Here is a 21,720-nt window from a genome sequence, read left to right as displayed (position 1 = left end):
ATTTACGGATAATATTCTATATATCAAACACTTAAATACATAAAAAAGTGCTTTTTTATGTATTTTATTTCTATTACATTTGGTTGTGCAACAAGCACAAGGTATTTCTACAAGCGGGTTTGAAGTTTTCATTGAAGATTTTTTTGTTTAATTAAGATTTTTGCAAGTAGAAAAATTTTGAATTTTTATCCCCGCTTGCAGAAATACCCAACCGTTAGCAGAAATCGTAACCAACTTTGCGCTTTAACTGACAGAAACATAATGTAACTTTGAAAATAAAGTTAACGATGAAAAATTATTTTTGAAGAGAAAACTTTCAAACAAAAATAAATAAATTTGTAAATAGCCAAATAAATGGAGGCAGTTCCTTTACAGTGCCATCTTCTATTTACAGGCCAAATTGGATTAAAATAAGAGGATATTTACAAGAAACTGAATCAATAACGTCGTTAGGATGTCATTAAAAGAATATATATCAAAGATTTGTTTTATTATATTTGGAATGCTTATAATATTTCCAATCACTCTAAATATTATAACAGTAATTATAAGCTTTTTTATTAATCCTTCATGGGATTTCTTTAAAAATATAATTATTTGGCCAATTGTCGGAACATTACAGTGGATTGCAGAATTATTAGATTTAAGGAAGTTATTATTAACACTATTGTTTTTAATTCCATTTGTTTTATCGACATACTACTTACAAAAGCTAAGGAATTTTTATTATATTTCATTCTATGTGCTTCTAATAAGTTTAATAATTTTTAGAAGAAGTATATATTATTATTTATTGAATCAAAACAATACAATCCATTTGGAACAGATCATAGCAGGCATAATTTCGATTTTTATTAATTCAATTATTTTTTATCGCTTGCTTAAAAAATATTTATGGGAATCTAAGTAAAACGCCTTCTGCTAATACCTAAGCTTTCGTTTTGTCTGAAAGACAAGAAACCCAAAGTGTTCAACGAAGGTAAATTTTGAATTGAATATTGCTCACTTCCAAAGTGAGTTTTCATCAAAGATTTTAGCGTTTAATTCAGTTTTTAGCAAGTTGAAAGCTTTGCCTTCTTTAGTCCGCAAACTCGCAAAGCCTGATAATAGTGGCTGCAAGCGTAACAAACAATCAGTTCAAAAATTATGGCACTATTTGACTTCCTTAAATTCCCAAAAAATAAAAATTCAATTTTTAATAATATTGGTGAATTTTCCTATATCGAATTTGATGGTACCAAAAAATTATAAAGGAATAATTATTTCAAGTATCAATGAAAATATTGAATGACTATTTCAAATTACAGGAAATGAAATTACCAATTAAAAAATTGGTTACTTTCAGAATATTGAAAATAACTGGAAATCATTAGTAAAACAATTAAAAAATCATAATTCTCAAATTAACTTTGAAAATTTTAAGGTCGTTCATATTGTGATTCAGGACTTCGGCTACCAGATGTAAAACAGATGCAATGAACACTGGAGCAATCGTTTTAAAAAAGAAGTTGATCTAACTTTTAATCAAACTTATGTAAAATTTGCGTGCATATGTTTGAAAGCTTCTCATCCTTTTTCTTCAAAAGAAATGTCTATATTTGTTAAGGGTTGGTATTTAATTATCGGCACAAAATAAAACCGGAACTCGCTGTAACAGCCCATAAAAATTCACACCAGCTTATATGGATCTTAAAAAAATATTTAGAAACAATCAAAACTGGGTGCAAGACAAATTAGATCTTGATGCTAATTATTTTAACAATCTATCAAAAGTTCAACACCCTGAAATTCTTTACATCGGCTGCTCAGATAGCAGGGTTCCGCCAGAAGATATAATGGGCGTTTCTTGCGGTGAAGCATTTGTTCTTCGGAACATTGCCAACGTGGTTCCTAACTCCGATTTAAGCTCCATGTCCGTCATTGATTACGCGGTTTCACATCTTAAGGTGAATCACATCGTTATTTGCGGGCATTACTACTGTGGCGCTGTGAAAGCTGCCATACAATCAACCGATTTAGGGGTTCTGAATCCGTGGTTAAAAAATATCCGCGATGTATATCTTCTTCACAAAATAGAATTAAATGCAATTAATGATGAGGAAAATCGCTATAAACGGTTAGTAGAACTTAATGTTTTAGAACAATGCGTAAATGTTATAAAAATTGGCGAAGTACAAAAAGCCTATCGCGATCGAGGAATGTCTGTTCACGGGTGGGTTTACGACATTCATTCGGGTCTTCTTATCGATTTGAAAATTGATGTCGCAAGTATTTTAAAACACGTTCGGGAAATATACCGATTTGAATAATTGATACAAGAGACCTCCAAAAGATCGGGCCCAATTTTTTAAGTTTCTCACTGTTCATCAAGTTGATAACAAATAGAAAGTTTTCGTATTTTTATCTCGGCTCCAGAAATATCAAACTGTGGTTTTCAACCAAAAGAAATTACAGTGTCGCGGATTAGCAATTCCTGACTCGAAATCTCCTATTTACAATCTTAAATTAGCCTAAAAACCTTGTCAAAGTTACTACCACTGTGCTTTAAAACTTTAACAAAATGAAAATTAATTTTTCGTCAATAAAAAAATTATCAAACCAAAAAAACATGCTCAAAACAACCCTCACTTTTATACTCCTAATTTTTTCCTTTTCATGCGTCTTTTCGCAAAATGCTGCGGACGTAAATGAAAATATTCCGCAGGAAATTTCGGATGGACCTTACATTTTTATTGAACCCAATAATCTGGTGGAGAAAACGATTGTTGATGGTAAAGTTGTTTCCAAAATTTTAGATAAAAATGCTTTTGATACTGTTTTTACAGCAGAAACCGAGACTTTTAAAAACGTGAAAAATATTGCTGCATTGAGTGATATTCACGGACAATATGATTTGGCGGTGGAACTTTTGAAAAATAATAAAATCATAGACAAAAACCTGAATTGGAATTTTGGAAAAGGTCATTTGGTGCTTGTGGGAGATATTTTTGATCGAGGAAGCAAGGTAAATGAGATGCTTTGGCTGCTCTATAAACTAGAAAATCAAGCGAAAAAGAAAGGTGGAAAAGTCCATTTTCTCCTCGGAAATCACGAATATATGGTGCTTCATCAAGATTTAAGATACATCAACGAAAAATACAAAACCACTTCCACTTTGCTGAATTTACCTTATGACAAATTGTACAGCAATAAAACCGTTCTAGGAAGATGGTTGCGCTCCAAACCCACGATGATAAAAATAAATAACAGTGTTTTCGTACACGGTGGGATTTCCAAAGATTTTCTGGCTCAAAAAAATTTCAATATCGATGAAATCAATGATACCATGAGAAAATCCATTGATAGAAGTAAAAAAGAAATGAAATCCACCAATTTCTACGATGAATATTATGGAAAAAAAAGTCTGATTTGGTACCGTGGTTATTTTAATGACAACTTGCAAGACACCGAAATTTCCGAGATTTTAAACCACATAAAATCCGAGCATATCATCGTTGGACATTGTTCGAATGAAGAGGTGGTTCAATTGTTTGATGGCAAAATTTACGGCGTAGATTCTAGCATCAAAAAAGGAAAATACGGCGAAATCTTGTTCATAGAAAATAACCAATATTCTCGTAGAATGTTAGACGGACAAAGAAAACCTTTCACTGGAAACGCTGCTTTGAAGGTTGACATTGATTAAGTTCTATATTTAATTTGCTTAGAAAAATTCTCATTTCCCAGTTTAAGACTTTTCCTATTTCCGTAGGAAGGAAAAAGTTACGGTGAAATCTTCTACTCTTTCAAAAATAATCCTATTTTTATCTGACAAAAAATTCAGTTTAAAATAAATTGAAAAAAAGAAAAATAGTTGCAATTTCCAAGAAAATATTTTTTGAAAACTGAAATGCCAAATACCAAAATCACTTTTATCATTCACGCCAAATTACGAAGAATTTCTTCGCTTAAGTCGGCGATTGAAACCATGTTTGCAACTGGTTATGAAGTAAATTTTAAAAGTACTACCAAAACTTTTGGAGCAAAAAATTCTGCCATTGAAGCGATTGAAGACGGATCAGAAATCATCATCATTTGTGGTGGCGATGGCAGCATTAATGAAACGGTAAATGGTTTTTTAGAAACCGGGCATTCTCACCACATCAATTTTGGGGTTTTACCGCTCGGAACAGGCAATGATTTTGCGAGATCATTAGGCGTCAATAAAAACATTGAGGCCTTGAAATTACTGATTGAAAATCGAAAATTCATCGATGTTTCTGTCTTTAGAATGAATTTTACCGATAAAAATACACAACAAAACAGTCGATATTATGTAAACATTGCCGACATTGGCTTGGGCGGCTTTGTGGTGAAAAACGTGAGTATGAGTTCTAAAATCCTGGGTGCCAGCGGAACTTATTTCACCGCCATTATTTCTTCTTTTCTACAATTTAAAAAACAGCCGGTGCAATTGACGAGCGATTCTTTGGAATGGACAGGAAATGTAATGAGTTTGTGTATGGCCAACGGAAAATACTTTGGCAACGGAATGTGCGTTTCTCCCGAGGCCAATATTACAGACGACCGACTGCAGCTAACCCTTCTGGGAAATGTAAGCATTTGGGACTACCTAAAAAATATGAGCAAGATAAAAAAAGGCAAAAAAATACCGCACCCAGAAATTTTGTATACCGCCGTTAAACAATGTAACATCATTTCAAAAGGAATTCCTTGCCCGATTGATATGGATGGTGAATTTATTGGCTTTACTCCCTTGGAAGTGAGGTTGGCGGATAAAAAGATTAGTTTTTATGGAAATGCGAATTCTGTTGCAGAAAATTGATTATTCAATAACTTTAGTTTTAGAAAATTCAGATGGAGTCTTTCCAAGATTTTTAAACTAATTTTGACTGAATTAAAAAGATGATAATTGTTGCACATCTCTTTGAGCTTGCGTGAACCGATATTATTTTATGCGCTCTAAAAATAAACACAGGTAGAAACTAACAAAAAATATTGGGTTGAAACTTTTTCCGATGGCACGCAGTCGAGATTATTTTATAAATGGACAAATCCTACTGCATTTGAATTGCAATTTATTGAAAGCACAAACCTTTCCAGAAAAAACTTCAGTAAAAAAGGCGATCAATACCATTACCAAATCATTAACAAAGAAAATAATTATTACTGTTTGATGGTTACAATTCCTGGGCAAGCAGAAATGCTAAAATTCAAATTATTTCAAGAATATTAAACCCAGAAAAGCCGGCTGAACAAAACATTTCAGAAATTTTCAACAGGCTTTTCTAAGTCTTGGGATCATCATTTTAAGTCTAGACTCGCCTTAATTATGATGATGCTCTGCCAAATAATTCGCAAGGACTTTATCCATCAATTCCTCTTTGGTCAAATGATGAAAGATGGTTTTAACTTGTTGCCTCACCTCCTCTGGAAGCTCGCGGTTGGGTTTTGTTTTAAAAACTTTTTTCGCCCAAACCAAGGTATTGTTCCATTCAATGGCTTCGGCATCTGCTTTTTTAACTTTTTTAAATTGTATTCCTAATTCTTCTTCAAACCCCGGAATTTCCTTCACTTCCTCTTGCTGAATAATCGTCATGGAAAGTCCATTCGCCCCTGCTCTACCCGTTCTACCACTGCGATGCACGTAAGCTTCAGGAGTATCTGGCAAATGGTAATTCACCACATACGCCAATTCTTTTACATCAATTCCTCTGGCTACTAAATCGGTTGCAACCAAAATATCGATATATCCTTCCCGAAATTGTTCCATAATACGATCCCGAATTGCTTGGGTCAAACTTCCGTGCAACGCTCCCGAAGAAATTTTACGAATCGCGAGATTTTTCGCAAGCTTATTTACGGCTGCTTTGGTTTTACAAAAGATAATTCCTCTTCCCCCTTCTTGCGAGTTTAAAAAATGCAAAAGGACATCTAATTTCTCAATCGGCTCTACTACAATAAACTGGTGATCAATCCCTTCATGTCCTATATTTGCGCGATCTGAATTGATGGAAACTGCGTTTTTCGACATATAATTATGAACGACCTCTTTCAATTCACCCGGCATAGTCGCACTGAATAAATAGGTTCGTCGATTTTTTGGCATGGCTTTCAAAATCGGCATCAAATCTTCTTTTAAGGCTTGAAACATTTCATCCGCTTCATCTAAGACCAGGTTTTTTAAAGAGCTAAGATCCAAGGCTTCTTTTTCTAACAAATCTAAAAACCGACCGGGCGTTGCCACAATAATATGAGCGGGAGATTTCAACGCTTCCATTTGTGATTTCACGGTATTTCCGCCGGTTAGCAAAACAATGGAAACCTCCGGAATATATTTGGCAAAATCTTTAAGATTATTAAAAATCTGCTGGCTCAGTTCCCGAGTGGGCGACAAAATAACCGTCTGTGTATTGCTGTTTTCTACCTCCACTAACTGAATCAGCGGCAAGCCGAAAGCGGCGGTTTTACCTGTTCCTGTTTTGGCAAGCGCCACTAAATCTTCCTTTTGATCAATGATAACAGGAATTACCTCTTCCTGAATTTCAGTGGCAACTGTTATTTCTAAATCATTTAAAGCTTTTTGAAGATGATGAATAATTCCTAAATCTGAGATGAGTCTGGACATGTTATTTTTTTGCAAAGATAACCACAGTTTTCGTGAATCGTTGGTTCTGTTCTAATAATTAGACTATTTATTAAAAATTCCAAAGGAATAAAGCAAGGTCTATTCTAGTTCAATCTAAAGCATGTGTTGCGTTTCTATACAAAATAAAAAAACATAATCCGCCGCTGTATTCTTGAAAAACACTGTAACTCTTTTAAAATTTATTATCTTTAATGCGAAAAAAGTCGGTGTTTCCTACGGATATTTAAAACGACTGAACTCCACCTTATTTATGCATTTGATTTACTATCTTTTATCATCGGTAGGTATTGTCGCCAGTTTGCTGCCATTGATTCCAAATCAGCACTGGTTTTTTCGGGTGTGGGAATTTGGCCGGATTCAGGTGGTTGCTTTTCAACTAGTCATTTTACTTTTGGGACTGGTTTTTTTCGATGAGAAAACGCTCCTATTTTGGGCAATTTCGGCAACGAGTTTAGGATTTATTATCAATCATGTCATCATTTTAATTCCATATACTTTTATCTACAAAAAAAACCGCTGCCCAATCTTGCGCATGTTGCCGATCCCATTTCGATTATTTCGGTCAATGTTTATCAGTTTAATGAAGATTATCATCAATTAATTTCCTTAGTAAAGGAGGTAAAACCTGATATTTTACTCACCATCGAATCAAATCAAGTCTGGGAAAATGCGTTGACTGAAATTGAAAGTGAGTATCCAAATTATAAAAAAGTAGCTTTAGAAAACACGTATGGAATTCATTTTTACACCAAACTTCAAGTTAAAAATATTAAAGTCCATTATTTTATAGCAGATGATTTACCGAGTATTGAAGCGTCTTTGCTCACTGAAAATGGCGAATCTTTCACGTTCTTCGGTGTTCACCCGCCACCACCAAGTCCCACAGAAGAAGAGACCTCGAAAGAGCGAGATGGCGAATTATTGGCGGTTGCTAAACAGGTAAAAAAAACCGCCGGTCCGATCATCGTCGTTGGTGATTTTAATAATGTGGCTTGGGCGCGTTCTTCTATTTTATTCCGGAAAACTTCAGAATTGATAGACCCGCGCATCGGCCGAGGATTTGTGGCAACTTTCCATGCAAACTATAAACTTCTTCGTTTCCCCATTGATTTGTTTTTCCATTCCGCTGATGTTTTCATTGAAGATTTTAAAACCTTGCGAAATATTGGCAGCGACCATTTACCACTCTATTGCTCATTTTTTATTAAGGAAAAGGAAGAAAAAAGGCAAAAAGAAGAATTAGAATCGCTCGAACATGAGGAGGAAAATGAAGTAGAAGAACTCATTGAAAAAGGCATTGCAGAAGAAGGTAATCGAAATTCCGTCGCCACTGAATGATTACAAGTTTTAATTACAGTCAAGTTTTATTATACTGAATAGTAGACTAAAACACGATATAAGATTGATGGTGACCGAATTAGCGAGTAACACCTTCGGGAAACTTCACGCGGTCTGGTGCTTGGTTCAATATGGGCAAGGCCAATTTTAAAATACGATTTCTGCGGCCAGTGGTATCTCTGGGTTCCACGGGATAAGATACAACCGCTTCCATCCAAGCATAAACATTATTTCTGAAATAAACAGCCGGCTCCCACTGCTTGTGTTTTTTCAGATCATATTTCGGATATTTTTCGCTGAAATCACGCTTTGCTGCATCCAGAAGGCATTCTTCTACGAATTGTAAATCGCTCGCATAGGCAATTTGAATGGCGGTTTCATTCCATATAAACGGAATTTGTGGTCCAGAATAATTAATGATTTCTTCCCTTAAAATCAAACTGTTGGGAAAGCGGATAGTTCTGCCACTTCGTCGGTCATTTCCCAAATAATCACCACTACACTCCAAAATAGAAGTGTCTAAATAATTGATTTCTACCACATCACCCCGAAAACCTTTAATCTGAATTCGGTCGCCTACCAAATAAGACCGTCTGAAGACCAAATAAATCCAGGCGATAAAAGAAGCAATTGGTGCTTGTAACGCAAATCCTAAGACCAGGGAAATTAAACCAAAACTCACCGCTGCGGCATATAGATTTTGAAATAAAAAAGATGCTGCGACAATTAAACTAAAGACGATGGCCAGAAACCGAACAATTCGCAACAGATTATAGCGGTCTCCTTCGATATGATTTTGACTGTAAATAAGCCGCTCTATCAATTTACTAAGGAGAAAAATAATGGAAATAAGAAATAAACTTAAGCTCAGTTTTCTAATAAATGGAATATATTGATTCCAAGATTTAAAAATATCTAAATTAATAAGATAGTAGATTGCGATCAGTACGACTGCCACGACAGAGTAAATGATGATCCATTTTTTATTATTGTAATTTTCCATAAATTGTTTGTTCAAAATAAATATCAAAATAATAGATGGTCTATTATTAGAGCGTTTAAAGTTAAAAAAAGATCTACAAAAAACAGTGTTGTCGCAAGTCTTTGTTGAAATAAATAAATCCCATCGGTGATCACACAAATTTTATTTTATAAAGACACTCCTCAGTTTTAAATAGAATCTGGCTGAATAATGTACGCAATTTTTAAAAAATCGTTTATCAATAAGGTTTCTACCTAAAATTTGACCTCCAATGTAGCCAAGGTTACAGTAGATTAAGGAAATCTTTGCTATTTTTAACCCAAATTACAGAATATGACTATTAAACAATTTGAATACAAACCCCTCGCCCATTATTCTTACGCAATTATAAGCGACGGAAAGATGGCGGTTATCGATCCTGAGCGAAATCCCGCGCAATATTATGACTTTGCAAAAGCCAACAATGCCAAAATTGTGGCGGTGCTGGAAACACATCCGCATGCAGATTTTGTGAGCTCGCATTTACAAATTCACAAAGAAACAGGAGCGACCATTTACAACAGTGAAAAATTGGGTGCCGATTACCCACATGAATTTTTTGATGATGGTGATACCATAGAATTAGGAAAGGTTATTTTGAAAGCCATCAACACCCCGGGTCATTCACCAGACAGCATTACCATTGTCGCTACAGATGGGAATGAAACCGCGCTTTTTACTGGCGACACCCTTTTTATTGGCGATGTAGGTCGGCCAGATTTGCGCGAAAAAGTTGGAAACATGCAAGCCAAAAGAGAAGAACTGGCGGAGATGATGTACGAAACCATGCAGCATAAATTCACCGATCTACCCGATGAAGCGATTGTTTATCCAGCACACGGTGCGGGTTCATTATGTGGAAAAAACTTGAGCGAAGCTGCCAGCAGCACTTTGGGTGATGAAAGAAAATTCAACTGGGCTTTTAAAGAAAAATCAAAAGAAAAATTCATCGAAACCATTTTAGATGGTCAACCTTTTATCCCGCATTATTTTGGGTTTAATGTTGACACCAATAAAGTGGGTGCGGCTAATTTACAACCTTCAATTGACCTCATTCCTTTTAGGGAAAACACATCAGCCGAAGGTTTAATCGTGGATATTCGTAACGAAGCTGACTTTAAAAAAGGTCATCTAGAAGGCAGTATTAATATCCAAATATTTACGGAAGATGCAAAATTTGAAACGTGGCTAGGATCGATTATTGAACCCAATGAACCTTTCACTTTGGTCATCGACAAAAAAGAAAATAAAGACGAAATTTTGCACCGCGTCGCAAAAATCGGATATGAAAAGCAGGTACGCCAAGTGATTACGCTAGCAGAGAAGCAGCATGTAACTTCAGACCGTTTAGATTTGGCCGATTTTAAAAATCATCCGGAAAAGTACACCATCGTCGACATCCGTAACCAAAGTGAAATTGATCAAGAAAAATTCTTTAAAAAAGCCTTGTCTCATCCACTTAACGAACTGCGTGAAACAGCGAAAAATATTCCGACCGATAAACCAATCGTAGTGCACTGTGCGGGTGGATATCGAAGTGCTTCTGGCAGCAGTGTTTTGGAAAAGGAATTGAAAAATGTTCCTGTTTATGATTTAAGTGAGGCTGTCAATGATTTTAAATAAACCCTTTAAGGATTACCTTTTCGTAACGATTCAAATATTGCTTTTTGCAGCGTACTTTTTAACAATACCGATCGCAACCGTTGAGTTTCCAGCGTGGCTGCGTTATTCAGGCTTGGGATTATTCGGTGCTTCATCGGTTTTTGCAGTGGTTGCACTTCTCCAATTAAGTACAAATCTTTCCCCTTTTCCCTCCCCAAAGGAATCGGGGCAATTGGTAACGAAAGGAGTATTTCGTATTTCAAGACATCCAATTTATACCGCCCTAATTTTTATGAGCATAGGTTTTGGCGTTGAGCAGGTTTCAATATTTAAAATTATTATAGGACTTTTACTTTTAACATTATTCTACTTTAAATCCAACTATGAAGAAAGTCTGCTCCTAAAAAAGTTCCCAGAATATAAAGATTACAAAAACAACACAAGAAGATTTATATAAAATTATGAAACAACAACCAGAAAATTTTTGGAATGAGAGATATGCCAGCGAAGCGTATGCCTATGGAATCTTACCCAACTCATTTTTTAAAAAACAGTTGGACCAATTAAAGCCAGGCAAGATTCTTTTACCTGCTGAAGGCGAAGGACGCAATGCAGTATATGCCGCGACCCAAAGTTGGAAAGCTCTTGCATTTGACATTAGTGACAGTGGCAGAAAAAAATCCTTGGATCTGGCTGATAAACATCAAGTTAATATTGAATATCTCGTCAGCGATGTGATGAATTTTCAGACCGAGAATCAGGTTGATGTTTTGGCTTTAATTTATGCGCATTTCCCGCCAAACATTCGGAAAGAAGCGCATCAACATTTATTAAAATTTTTAAAACCTGGTGGAACAATTATTTTTGAAGGTTTTGCAAAAGAGCAGATAGAAAACACTTCGGGCGGCCCTCAAAATATCGACATGTTATATTCCATTGATGAAATAAAAAAAGAGTTTCAAGACCTGCAATTTACTTTACTGGAAACGAAAAGCATCGATTTGCAAGAAGGAGAATTTCACCAAGGAAAAGCAGAAGTCATCCGCTTTGTTGGTAAAAAAAATTAAGGGGTTTTGTTCCTGAAAAAAGGAGAAAACCAGATGTTTTGTCCTTTTTATTTCTACACCAAGCGCACACTTTTTAAATGCTTTGGGCTAAACTTTGGATGTTTTCTTAAAAATTCCTTCATCACTTCCACCGCTTTTTTTGGATGTTCTTTTCGGTTTTTGCCATATTTTTTTGCCACGCCTTGCGTCGTAACAAAACTCACGGTATACGTTTTCTTCAATTCCAGATGCGAACCTTGATAATAAATTTCCTGAATGCGGTGTCCGTTTGGGTTTTCAATACGTATATTGATTTGCAAACCATAAATTCTTTTTACATAACCGCCCATCTGACCCATCGGATCACTGCAAAAAGTACGTTCCAGATTCTCTTCCAGCATTTCCTTAATTTCTAATCCAGTGAGTTCTACGGTAGAAACAGGCGGGTTCATTGGGGCAATATTGTACAAATCATTTTCGGTAATTTTCCCAATGCCAATGGGTGCACCGTAACGCCAACCGTTTGAAAATGCGATCTCTGTTTTGGTTGCGTAGGCAATCGCTTTAAGTAAAAATTGATCCATCGTAGAATTGATGGTGTTATAGCGGTGAAGAATTTCATCAGTTTCACCTAATTCAACGTTTAGAATTTTTTCATAAGGCGCCAAAATTTCTTGAACCAAATGATCAACTTGCGCGCTTTTCGCAAGCTTGCGATTGACTTTTATCAATTCATAATCGCAGGATTTAATTTTCTTATCTTCAACCGCAATTGTAAAATTACCAACAAAAGCACCGTGACAACCGCACTGCACAATTCGAGTACCATTCACTTCAATAGGTTCGTAGATTCGGTTATGGGTATGTGCGCTGAGACAAAAATCAATACCATTTACCTTTTTTAACAATGCTATATCCTGCGGAAAACCGTTATGGGAAAGCATTACGATTAAATCAGCACCTTCGCTTTTCAAAGTTTTAGTGTACTTTGCAACTTCCTCAATCCCAGAGGTAAACTTGAGGCCAGTACTCATTTTTGCCGGCATTACTTTATCTACAATCATTGCACTTATACCGATAACGCCAATTTTAACACCTTCCATTTCGAACATTGCCGTAGGTTGCAAAAAATGGGATCCATCTTTATTAAAAACATTACAGCCCAAAATTGGAAAGTTCAACTGCAAACCTATTTTCTTTAACTGATCTGGTCCATAAGCAAAGTCCCAATGCCCCACCAAAGCATCGGGTTTTAAAGTATTTAAAATAGGGATCAAGGATTCACCTTTAGAATCTACAACGGGTTTTGTCCCATGCAAAGTATCACCACCATCAAAAAGTAAAGTGTTAGGATTATCTTTTCGTAAGACTTCTACTAGGCCTTCAATATACGCGTAACCACCAGCAGTTTCAACAATTTCACCGCTTTCATCGTAAAACAATTCGGAATGTGGTGCGAGATAACCGTGAACATCATTTATAAATAAAAGGTTAAGTTTCATGAATTATTTGTTTTAAATTTTAGGTGATTTTGATAAAATTTACTGCAAACTTTTTAAGAATGCTTTAAATTTTTTATTGTCGTAATCAGCCATTCCCTTGTGGGTCAGTGCTAAATTTCCGGCCGCATCGATCACGTAGGTTGTGGGAATTGCAGAACTCTCATACATTGCTGGCAATGGGCTCGCAAGCGCATAGATAGGCAGATTGAAACCTTTACGTTTATTAAAAGCTTTGGCTTTTTCAAAATCATCATCTAAGGAAAGCATGACGAATGCAACTTCATCACCCATTTCTTCGTGTAGCTGAGCGATATTTGGCATTTCTGCAATACAAGGCGGACACCAAGTTGCCCAGAAATTTAGAAAAATTACTTTGCCTTTTAAATCTTCTAAGGAGACGACCTTCCCATCAATGTCTAACAGTTGCAAATTAAAATCTGCGGCTTGAATATTGGCCATCGGTTGATTTTGAGTGGCTTCTGTTGGACTAACAACTTCAACCTTTGGATTCATAATACCCGTCGCAAGCAAACCCCGTTGTATAAATCCTATAACTTCGGTATGAAGACCAGTCATATATAAGGTCATTACTACGACCGCAAGTACGCCATATTGTATCAATGATTTCTTTTTATTGTCTTCCATTTTATTTTTTAATAGTTTAAACTTCTAAATCTCTTTCTCTGAAATTGAAAATTAGGCAGAATTCTGTTTTTTGCAACTTTTATTGCGTTTGGACCTTTTGACTAATCAACTTTAAATCAATTTAAAGAAGCTAATATGAAAATAAAGTCCGACGAAACAATCACTTGCTTCGTAAAATAAATAGAGTAATCGTTATAAATTTCGCTCAATATTCAAAAGCGATAAGGACTGATTGCCATTTTCAATTCACAGAATAGCACAAACATAGTGCATTGCTTTCCCAATGATTGTAACATTGATTACACAAGTTAACCACTTGCGCTTTTCTTTCAGCGAATCATCTAGAAAAATCTTTACAAATACTATTCCTAAAGTAAAAAATCGAGATTTATTAGTGCAAGCTCTTATCTTTGCAAAAATATTTTCAGAAGGAATATATCGCAGTTTCAATGGTTTTAGAAAAGCAAAAGAATGGAAAACAAAACAATTTGCTGGACGGTTTGTACAGAATGCCAAGGACTTGGTAAAAGAAAACGCAGGATCAAAAAGAGTTTGCGACTTCGCTATGAAAACGAATTAGCCGCCTTTGAAAAAACAAACCGAGAAAATACCGGTCCTATTCCTCCTACAGCGCAATCATATCCCTGCTCATCTTGTGCAGGATCGGGCTTAGTTCTTTCTGAAAAAAATCTTGTTACCAACCCTATCAAGTACCCGCACGTGGCGATAATTGGTGGCGGAATTGGTGGCGTTGCCCTTGCAGTAGCTTGCTTACACCGTGGCATTCCGTTTACGCTTTATGAACGAGACCAAAGTTTCAACCAACGATCACAAGGCTACGGTTTAACGCTCCAGCAGGCAAGCAAAGCCATCGACGGATTCGGAATTTTAAATTTAGAAAACGGCGTGGTTTCTACCCGACATATAGTGCATACCACCGACGGAGCAGTCGTGGGTGAATGGGGCATGCGAAAATGGCTTGAGGCAGAAACTGGCCAGAAGTCTTCTGTAAAACGCACCAATATTCATATCGCCAGACAATCCTTACGACTAGCGCTACTCGACCAACTTGGTGGCACAAAGGCGGTTAAATGGGGACATCAACTCATCGATTTTAAAGAAAATAATACCGGAAAAATCGAGCTCCATTTTGAAGTCGACGGCGCAATAAAAACGACAAAAGCCGACCTCGTTGTTGGAGCTGATGGAATCAGAAGTGCGGTTCGACACCTATTGATTGGCGATGAAGTTTCGCCGTTGCGTTACCTCGATTGTATGGTGATTCTTGGAATCTGCCCTTTGTCTGCGATCGAAGTTCTAGACCAATCCTTGCTGGATTCGGCCACAGTCTTTCAAACCGCCAATGGAAATGAGCGAATTTACGTGATGCCATTTGAAACTGATTCGGTGATGTGGCAATTGAGTTTTCCCATATCAGAAGCAGAAGCAAAAGACCTGAGTACAAACGGCTCCGAAGCGCTCAAAGAAGAAGCGATTCGCCGAACACCTTGGCACACTCCTATTCCACAAATAATTGCAGCCACAAAAGAGGTGCAAATTTCCGGTTATCCGGTTTATGATCGGGCTTTACTTTCTTCAGAATTAATAAAGGAATTTGGCAACGCAACATTAATCGGTGACGCTGCACATCCGATGAGTCCGTTTAAAGGTCAAGGTGCCAACCAAGCTTTGTTGGATGCTTTATCTTTGGCTCGGGAAATTTCCAAAGGGTGCAAACCCTTTTCATCATGGCGAAAAAAAGGACTCAGAGCATCTGTTCTAGAAAGTTTTGAATCAAAAATGCTCACCCGCAGTGCTACAAAAGTTGAAGATTCTGCCGCAGCTGCGCAATTCTTACATTCTGAAATTGCTTTGTACAAAGGTGATGAACCGCGAGGACGGGTTTTAAAGAGGAAAAATATTTGATATTTCTCTCTTGCTTTTTCCTTCAATCCAAAATGATGCAAAACAGGAAGCGGTCTTTTTAATAATTCTACTAAAGAAGATTTTAAAAGCTTATTTTATCAATATATTTGTTCAAATTAATAGATATGCAATTGGTCAAAGTAGGTCTCTGCGCTTTTGGAATGAGCGGAAAAGTATTTCATGCACCTTTTTTAAAACAACATCCGGGATTTTTTATGGCGGCTGTGGTTGAAAGGTCTAAAAATGAATCCAAAGCCCAATATCCTAACACCATCATTCACCGTTCTGTAGAGCAAATGCTAGCGGAAGAAGAGATCACCTTGGTGATTGTCAATACACCGGTTCAAACGCATTTCGAATATGTAAAAAAAGCCTTGGAAGCGGGAAAGAATGTTATTGTTGAAAAGCCATTCACCGTAAACGCTTCTGAAGCAGAACAATTGGTTACGCTTGCAAAAAAGCAAAATCTATTTCTAAGTGTTTATCAAAACCGCAGATATGATCGCGATTACCTCCAGGTTCGAAATATTTTAGACAGTGGAATATTAGGAAAGATGAAAGAGGTTGAAATCCGTTTCGATCGCTTCCGAACCGAAGCCAGCGGAAAAGCGCACAAAGAAAATCCCGAGTTGAAAGGTTCTGGTGCGCTCCATGATTTGGGCTCCCACCTTATCGATCAAGCCACCGACCTGTTTGGTTTACCAGAAAAATTATCCGCCGATGTATTTTCGATGAAAGGTCCTGCCTTTGCTAATGATTATTTCGAAATAGTGCTGCAATATAAAACCAATTTGCGGGTTCGACTAAAATCATCAGTTTTCAGCAAAGAGGCAAATCAAGCCTACATCCTTCATGGCGACAAGGGTAGTTTTTTACAGGAAAGAACAGATGGCCAGGAAAATGAATTGGTTGCAGGAGCCACCCCAACCTATTATGAGGATTGGACTACCCCTTTAAAAGAACCCGACGGAATCCTTAATTATTTAAATGAAAAATTGGAAACGGAAAGACTGTTACTTTCCAGCCAACCTGGTAATTATATGAATTACTATCAAGACATTTATGAACATCTTGTTTTCGGAAAAGAATTACCCTCGCCTGGCGCAGCGATTATTCAGAATATGAAAATCATTGATGCTGCTTTAGAAAGTTCAAGAGAAGGAAAGGTGGTGATACTTTGACCAAAATCACAAAGTTGATTAATTAGAAACCGCCTACCGTTACAGTCTTTCTTGCTTCTTTTTCTGTCTTAAAACGTACAGATACAAACTCTCCACTTTGGTTCTTGCCCAATCTGTTTTGCGTAAAAACTTCAGCGAAGATTTAATACTCGGGTTATCCGTAAAACATTTGATATTGATCTGCTCACCGAGTTTTTCAAATCCCTCATAATATTCTACCAATTCTTCCAAAATCGCATCAAGGCGTTTTCCGTGTAAAGGATCTTTTGATTGCTGTTCCATAATTATCTGTAAAAATACGTTTTTTACTTTTTAGAATTGCGGTGCATGTCCTCATTTATCTCTAAAATTAAAGTCAGAAAAAATAATCTTTAAATAAATAAAAATTCAGAGACCAATTTTAAATCCTGTTTTTCTTCCTTACATTTGAGAGATGAAAGCGCACCTCTTTGAATTGCGATTTCAAAACGTCATTAAAAAAATAAAAAAGGTTTTTATGAAAATTCTACATACCGCCGATTGGCATTTGGGTAAACGATTAGACCGTTTTTCGCGCTTGGATGAGCAAGTTTTGGTATTGGATGAAATTGTTCAAATTGCCGAGCAACAAAAAGTTGATGTGATTTTGGTAGCCGGCGATTTATTCGATAATTTTAATCCAAGTGTGGAGGCAATTGAGCTTTTTTATAAGACTTTAAAGCGTCTATCATTGAACGGAAAAAGACCCGTCATCGCAATTTCCGGCAACCACGATTCCCCAAGTTTAATTGATGCCCCGGATCCTTTGGCGCGTGAATGTGGAATTATTTTAATCGGACATCCGAAAGCAAAGGTTCTTCCGTTTGAATTGGCTGATTTCAAAATATCGAAATCAGTGGAAGGAATGATTGAATTGAACTTAAAAAACCACGATTTTCCCCTTCGGATTTTGCATACTGCCTTTGCCAATGAAGTCAGGTTAAAAGAATATTTTGGTGAACATAAAGAAGATGCGCTCAACAAAATTTTAGCGGAAAACTGGAAAACAATTGTAGAAAAATTTTGTGATGAAAAAGGTGCCAATATTCTGATGACTCATCTCTACATGAACAAAAAAGGCGTACCTATTTTAGAAGAACCCGATGGTGAAAAACCACTGAAAATCGGAAATGCAGATTTAATTTATTCCGACACGATTCCTGCCCAAATTCAATATACGGCCTTGGGTCATTTACACGCTTTTCAAAATATCGGAACTGCCGAAAAACCCGTTGTTTACTCATCTTCTCCATTGTGTTACAGCTTTAGCGAAGCTGGGCAAACCAAATATGTTTCCATCATCGATGTGCAACCCAATCAACCTGTTTCGTTCGCAAAAATTGTTTTAAAAAGCGGAAAATCTTTGGTGCGAAAAAAATTTGATTCGGTAGAACAAACCCTTCGCTGGCTGACAGAAAACCCAGATACTTTGGTGGAATTAACCTTAGAAAGTGAAACCTACTTAAAAGCGGAAGATCGAAAACAAATCTACCAGGCGCATTCTGGAATTGTGCATCTTATTCCGAAAGTTAAAAACCAAGAATTACAGAAAAATCATTTAAAAGAAATTAATCTCCATCAAGATATTCAGACTTTATTTAAAGATTATTTTAAAACTAAAAATAATGCGCAGGAACCGAATGAGGAGCTTCTCGATTTGTTCAACGAAATTTTAAATCCGTAAACATGATTCCGATTCAATTAACGCTGGAAGGTCTATATTCTTATCAGGAACGCCAGACCATCAACTTTGAAACCCTTACAAAAGCAGGTCTTTTTGGGATTTTCGGTGCGGTCGGTTCTGGCAAATCTTCTATTTTGGAAGCCATTACTTTTGCGCTTTACGGCGAAACAGAACGCTTGAACGCCCGGGATAAACGAGCGTATAATATGATGAATTTGAAATCCAACCGTTCGTATATTGCGTTTGATTTCACGAATTTTGAAAATAAAAAATTTCGCGCCACCAGAGAATTTAAAAGAAACTCTAAAAATTTCGAAGAGGTAAAAGCTCCAAATGTTGTTTTCTACGAATGGAAAAATGACCATTGGATTCCCCTTGAAAGTATAAGACCCGAAGAAATTATTGGATTGAGTTATGCCAATTTCAAGCGAACCATCATTATTCCACAAGGACAATTTAAAGAATTTATAGAACTCGGTGCCACCGAACGGACCAATATGATGAAGGAGATTTTTAATCTTCAGCGTTTTGATTTACAAAATAATGTTTCAGCATTGGTCACTAAAAATAAGACTGAACTCGATCAGTTGGAAGGTCAGCTAAAAGGTTTTGAAGCGGTGACGGACGAACAGATTAAAGTTCAGCAGGAAATTGCAAAGCAGGAAAAAGAAAAATTCCTAAAGGTGGAAACTGAATTCAAGAAAGTTGAACTCAAATATCAGCAAGTCCTAAACGTAAAATCTGATTTTGAAATTCTCACAAAAAAGAAAGACGAATTAAAAATACTTGCGCAACGAAAGCCGGAAATTGATTCTTTAGAAGTGAAAATAGAATTATTTGAAAAGGCTTTTAGAATTTTTAATCCTTTGATTTTAGAGAAAAAGAAACTTCAAAAAGAACTTTCAGGTCAGAAAGAAGAACAAGTAAAGCAAGCTTCTATTTTAAAAACCACTGAAATCGAATTCGATCATATCAAAGAGCAGCTACAGCTGATTTTGCCAAAATTTGAAGTCTTAAACACCTCAAAAACCAAAGAAATAGATTTGGGTTTGATTGTACAAATGTTGAGATTTTCCGAGGAAATAAAAATATTAAAAGAACGTCGTAAACTGGGCTTCGAAAAAGTTAAACAAGTTGAAAATCTGCAAAAAGAAACCCAAGTAAAAATTAAAGCTTTAACTGAAAAAGCAGCATTACTAAAACCACAAAAATTAGATACTAACCTCTTAATTCAGGTTGGAAATTGGTTTTCTGAAAAGAGAAAATTGACTGAATATCAAAAAAATGGAGATAATAAAACGTCAGAAATTCAAAAAAAAATCATTGATGTTTCTCTTGTATTAAAGGATCTCGGAATTACTCTTGAAACTTTCAGCAATGATTTTCAAATTAAATTTGAAGGTTTAGAGCATCAGAAAAAAATACTTTCAGAAAAAAGAAATCATTTGGAAGTGCAACAAAAACTGGCTCATTTTGCCAATGAACTTCATGAGGGTAAATCTTGCCCACTTTGCGGTGCGCTGGAACATCCAAATATTGTTGCATTCGATGATTTGCACGCTGAGCTGCAAGAAGTTTTAATACAAATTAAAACCAATGAACAGCAGCAAAAAGACCTACAAAATACCTTTGCGGAAGTTGAGAAAATGATCGATCGTAAAAAAACTTTTGAAGAGCAGTTAAAATCGGAACAGGAAATCTTAGGTCCCATAAAAACGCATTTGGAACAACATCAGAACCGCTTTATTTGGAGCGATTTTAAATCCGAAAACGAAGGCGATTTTGAGGAAAAACGCAAAAACTCATTTGAAATAGAAAAACAAATTGAGGAATTGAATCAGGAAATTTCAAAGGAACAAAAGCATTTAGAAAAAGTACGGGAAAACTACGATAAATTCAACAAAGCTCTGGAGGAATTTAAGCTTGAAGAAGCTCAAAAAGAAACCCAAATAAAAACCAATCAAAGCAATTTAAAATTATTGAATTGGAATGATTACCAGGATAAACCAATACGTGAAATTGAAAACAGGAAGCAAGAAGCTGCAGAGGAAAATAAAAAAACTGAACAAAACCACCAGCAATTAACGGCAAAAGAAAAAGAATGCGCTCCAAAATTAGCCGCGCAAAAAGCACATGTTGAAAGTTTAGATCAACGAATTTTGGACTTAGAAAAAGAAATTATAGACAATGAAAATCTTCTCAAGCAATCTTTAATTCTGCGAAATTTTAAAACTTTAAATGAAGTAGATTTGATTTTAGCGCAAAACATCAATGTGGAGGAAACAAGAAATGAAATCAATAGATTTAAAATTGATTTTGGAACCGTGAAAAAAAATGTCGAAGAATTATCATTAAAACTAAAAAATTTCACTTTTGATGAAGCGGAATTTTCTACAGTTGAAAATCAATTTCAAGCATTGGAAAAGGATTTAAAAACCGCACATGAAACCGTTGTAAAAATCAACTCTGAAATTGAACGATTGGAAAAAGAATTTACGAAAAAAGAAGCTTTATTAAACGAGCTGGCGAAACTTCAAAAACGTGCGGATCAATTGAAAGTGATGTTCACGCTCTTTAAAGGTGCTGGCTTTGTACAGTTTGTTTCATCCATTTATCTGCGGCAATTATGTGATCATGCGAATATTCGCTTTCACCGGATGACGCGAAACCAGTTGAGTTTGCAGCTGAATGAAAATAATGATTTTGAGATTATTGATTATCTAAATGAAGGTCGCAGCCGTAGTGTGAAAACGCTTTCTGGCGGACAGGCTTTTCAGGTTTCCCTTAGTTTGGCCTTGGCTTTAGCGGAAAGTGTGCAGTCTAATGCCAGCGCAGAAAAGAATTTCTTTTTTATAGATGAAGGATTTGGAACGCAAGATTTAGACGCTGTTAATGTGGTTTTTGAAACATTAATGGGTCTTCAAAAAGAGAACAGAATCGTGGGAATCATCTCGCATGTAGAAGAACTGAAGGAAAAAATGCCACTATCACTCAATATCACAAAAGATGAGGAAAGAGGCAGCTTGATTGCGTTGATTTAATTGTTTTTACTACTTCAGAAAATGACCAAGAATATTTATTAAAATTATTTTTACTAAAGTAGACCCG

16 protein-coding genes are annotated in these 21,720 nt (G+C 36.1%); 11 read left to right on the top strand and 5 right to left on the bottom strand.

The window, feature by feature from the left end:
* Nucleotides 1–1,682: 1,682 nt before the first annotated feature.
* The 3 genes from QWY78_RS13565 (at nt 1,683) to QWY78_RS13555 (ending at nt 4,825) form a co-directional block, all read left to right on the top strand.
* A complete protein-coding gene (locus QWY78_RS13565) occupies nt 1,683–2,309 on the top strand; it encodes a carbonic anhydrase (RefSeq protein ID WP_290220696.1) in 627 nt (208 codons plus the stop codon).
* Between the two features lie 299 nt (nt 2,310–2,608).
* Nucleotides 2,609–3,685: a metallophosphoesterase gene (locus tag QWY78_RS13560; RefSeq protein ID WP_290220694.1), complete on the top strand. Its 1,077-nt coding sequence runs from the start codon at nt 2,609–2,611 to the stop codon at nt 3,683–3,685.
* 204 nt (nt 3,686–3,889) lie between these two features.
* The gene (locus QWY78_RS13555) at nt 3,890–4,825 is read left to right on the top strand and encodes a diacylglycerol/lipid kinase family protein (protein ID WP_290220692.1); all 936 of its coding nucleotides are present in this window, start codon (nt 3,890–3,892) and stop codon (nt 4,823–4,825) included.
* A 501-nt stretch (nt 4,826–5,326) separates the two neighbouring features.
* Here the strand turns inward: QWY78_RS13555 and QWY78_RS13550 are convergent.
* The gene (locus QWY78_RS13550) at nt 5,327–6,628 is read right to left on the bottom strand and encodes a DEAD/DEAH box helicase (RefSeq protein WP_290220690.1); all 1,302 of its coding nucleotides are present in this window, start codon (nt 6,626–6,628) and stop codon (nt 5,327–5,329) included.
* A 450-nt stretch (nt 6,629–7,078) separates the two neighbouring features.
* Here QWY78_RS13550 and QWY78_RS13545 point away from each other — a divergent pair, with 450 nt between their 5' ends.
* Nucleotides 7,079–7,987, top strand: coding sequence for an endonuclease/exonuclease/phosphatase family protein (locus QWY78_RS13545; protein WP_290220688.1), 909 nt, complete (start codon nt 7,079–7,081; stop codon nt 7,985–7,987).
* Between the two features lie 79 nt (nt 7,988–8,066).
* Here QWY78_RS13545 and QWY78_RS13540 read toward each other — a convergent pair whose 3' ends face one another.
* Nucleotides 8,067–8,990: a mechanosensitive ion channel family protein gene (locus QWY78_RS13540; protein WP_290220686.1), complete on the bottom strand. Its 924-nt coding sequence runs from the start codon at nt 8,988–8,990 to the stop codon at nt 8,067–8,069.
* Between the two features lie 312 nt (nt 8,991–9,302).
* Between QWY78_RS13540 and QWY78_RS13535 the strand changes: the two genes are divergently transcribed.
* Genes QWY78_RS13535 through QWY78_RS13525 form a run of 3 tightly spaced genes read left to right on the top strand, consistent with a single transcriptional unit; the run spans nt 9,303 to nt 11,677 of the window.
* Nucleotides 9,303–10,631: an MBL fold metallo-hydrolase gene (locus tag QWY78_RS13535; RefSeq protein WP_290220683.1), complete on the top strand. Its 1,329-nt coding sequence runs from the start codon at nt 9,303–9,305 to the stop codon at nt 10,629–10,631.
* Complete coding sequence (locus tag QWY78_RS13530) at nt 10,618–11,067, top strand: methyltransferase family protein (RefSeq protein ID WP_290220681.1); 450 nt, start codon at nt 10,618–10,620, stop codon at nt 11,065–11,067. The genes QWY78_RS13535 and QWY78_RS13530 overlap by 14 nt, the downstream gene beginning before the upstream one ends.
* Before the next feature lie 4 nt (nt 11,068–11,071).
* Nucleotides 11,072–11,677: a class I SAM-dependent methyltransferase gene (locus QWY78_RS13525; protein ID WP_290220678.1), complete on the top strand. Its 606-nt coding sequence runs from the start codon at nt 11,072–11,074 to the stop codon at nt 11,675–11,677.
* Between the two features lie 53 nt (nt 11,678–11,730).
* Here QWY78_RS13525 and QWY78_RS13520 read toward each other — a convergent pair whose 3' ends face one another.
* Nucleotides 11,731–13,158 carry a bifunctional metallophosphatase/5'-nucleotidase gene (locus tag QWY78_RS13520; protein WP_290220677.1) on the bottom strand — a complete coding sequence of 476 codons (1,428 nt, stop codon included), beginning with the start codon at nt 13,156–13,158 and terminating at the stop codon, nt 11,731–11,733.
* A gap of 39 nt (nt 13,159–13,197) precedes the next feature.
* Nucleotides 13,198–13,803: a TlpA family protein disulfide reductase gene (locus QWY78_RS13515; RefSeq protein ID WP_290220676.1), complete on the bottom strand. Its 606-nt coding sequence runs from the start codon at nt 13,801–13,803 to the stop codon at nt 13,198–13,200.
* Nucleotides 13,804–14,274: 471 nt separating this feature from the next.
* On the opposite strand from QWY78_RS13515, the gene QWY78_RS13510 reads away from it, so the two are divergent.
* Nucleotides 14,275–15,729 (top strand): FAD-dependent oxidoreductase, encoded by a 1,455-nt coding sequence (locus tag QWY78_RS13510; RefSeq protein WP_290220674.1) that lies wholly within the window; start codon nt 14,275–14,277, stop codon nt 15,727–15,729.
* Between the two features lie 125 nt (nt 15,730–15,854).
* Nucleotides 15,855–16,910, top strand: a complete 1,056-nt coding sequence (locus QWY78_RS13505; RefSeq protein WP_290220673.1) for a Gfo/Idh/MocA family oxidoreductase — start codon at nt 15,855–15,857, stop codon at nt 16,908–16,910.
* Between the two features lie 39 nt (nt 16,911–16,949).
* Here QWY78_RS13505 and QWY78_RS13500 read toward each other — a convergent pair whose 3' ends face one another.
* On the bottom strand, nt 16,950–17,192 hold the full coding sequence (locus tag QWY78_RS13500; RefSeq protein ID WP_290220672.1) for a VF530 family protein: 243 nt from the start codon (nt 17,190–17,192) through the stop codon (nt 16,950–16,952).
* 214 nt (nt 17,193–17,406) lie between these two features.
* Between QWY78_RS13500 and QWY78_RS13495 the strand changes: the two genes are divergently transcribed.
* Nucleotides 17,407–18,612, top strand: a complete 1,206-nt coding sequence (locus QWY78_RS13495; protein WP_290220671.1) for a metallophosphoesterase family protein — start codon at nt 17,407–17,409, stop codon at nt 18,610–18,612.
* A 2-nt stretch (nt 18,613–18,614) separates the two neighbouring features.
* Nucleotides 18,615–21,653, top strand: a complete 3,039-nt coding sequence (locus tag QWY78_RS13490; RefSeq protein ID WP_290220670.1) for an AAA family ATPase — start codon at nt 18,615–18,617, stop codon at nt 21,651–21,653.
* The last annotated feature ends 67 nt before the right edge of the window (nt 21,654–21,720 follow it).

The organism is Kaistella yonginensis (assembly GCF_030409525.1).
GTDB lineage: Bacteria > Bacteroidota > Bacteroidia > Flavobacteriales > Weeksellaceae > Kaistella > Kaistella yonginensis.
Note: the sequence above shows the minus strand (reverse complement) of the source record. Positions and strands in the feature narration are given on the sequence as shown.

Coding starts and splice junctions, on each gene's coding strand:
- QWY78_RS13500 (WP_290220672.1), bottom strand. CDS start 17,192: ATGGAACAGCAATCAAAAGATCCTTTACACGGAAAACGCCTTGATGCG.
- QWY78_RS13565 (WP_290220696.1), top strand. CDS start 1,683: ATGGATCTTAAAAAAATATTTAGAAACAATCAAAACTGGGTGCAAGAC.
- QWY78_RS13515 (WP_290220676.1), bottom strand. CDS start 13,803: ATGGAAGACAATAAAAAGAAATCATTGATACAATATGGCGTACTTGCG.
- QWY78_RS13510 (WP_290220674.1), top strand. CDS start 14,275: ATGGAAAACAAAACAATTTGCTGGACGGTTTGTACAGAATGCCAAGGA.
- QWY78_RS13555 (WP_290220692.1), top strand. CDS start 3,890: ATGCCAAATACCAAAATCACTTTTATCATTCACGCCAAATTACGAAGA.
- QWY78_RS13520 (WP_290220677.1), bottom strand. CDS start 13,158: ATGAAACTTAACCTTTTATTTATAAATGATGTTCACGGTTATCTCGCA.
- QWY78_RS13540 (WP_290220686.1), bottom strand. CDS start 8,990: ATGGAAAATTACAATAATAAAAAATGGATCATCATTTACTCTGTCGTG.
- QWY78_RS13530 (WP_290220681.1), top strand. CDS start 10,618: ATGATTTTAAATAAACCCTTTAAGGATTACCTTTTCGTAACGATTCAA.
- QWY78_RS13495 (WP_290220671.1), top strand. CDS start 17,407: ATGAAAATTCTACATACCGCCGATTGGCATTTGGGTAAACGATTAGAC.
- QWY78_RS13535 (WP_290220683.1), top strand. CDS start 9,303: ATGACTATTAAACAATTTGAATACAAACCCCTCGCCCATTATTCTTAC.
- QWY78_RS13505 (WP_290220673.1), top strand. CDS start 15,855: ATGCAATTGGTCAAAGTAGGTCTCTGCGCTTTTGGAATGAGCGGAAAA.
- QWY78_RS13560 (WP_290220694.1), top strand. CDS start 2,609: ATGCTCAAAACAACCCTCACTTTTATACTCCTAATTTTTTCCTTTTCA.
- QWY78_RS13550 (WP_290220690.1), bottom strand. CDS start 6,628: ATGTCCAGACTCATCTCAGATTTAGGAATTATTCATCATCTTCAAAAA.
- QWY78_RS13490 (WP_290220670.1), top strand. CDS start 18,615: ATGATTCCGATTCAATTAACGCTGGAAGGTCTATATTCTTATCAGGAA.
- QWY78_RS13525 (WP_290220678.1), top strand. CDS start 11,072: ATGAAACAACAACCAGAAAATTTTTGGAATGAGAGATATGCCAGCGAA.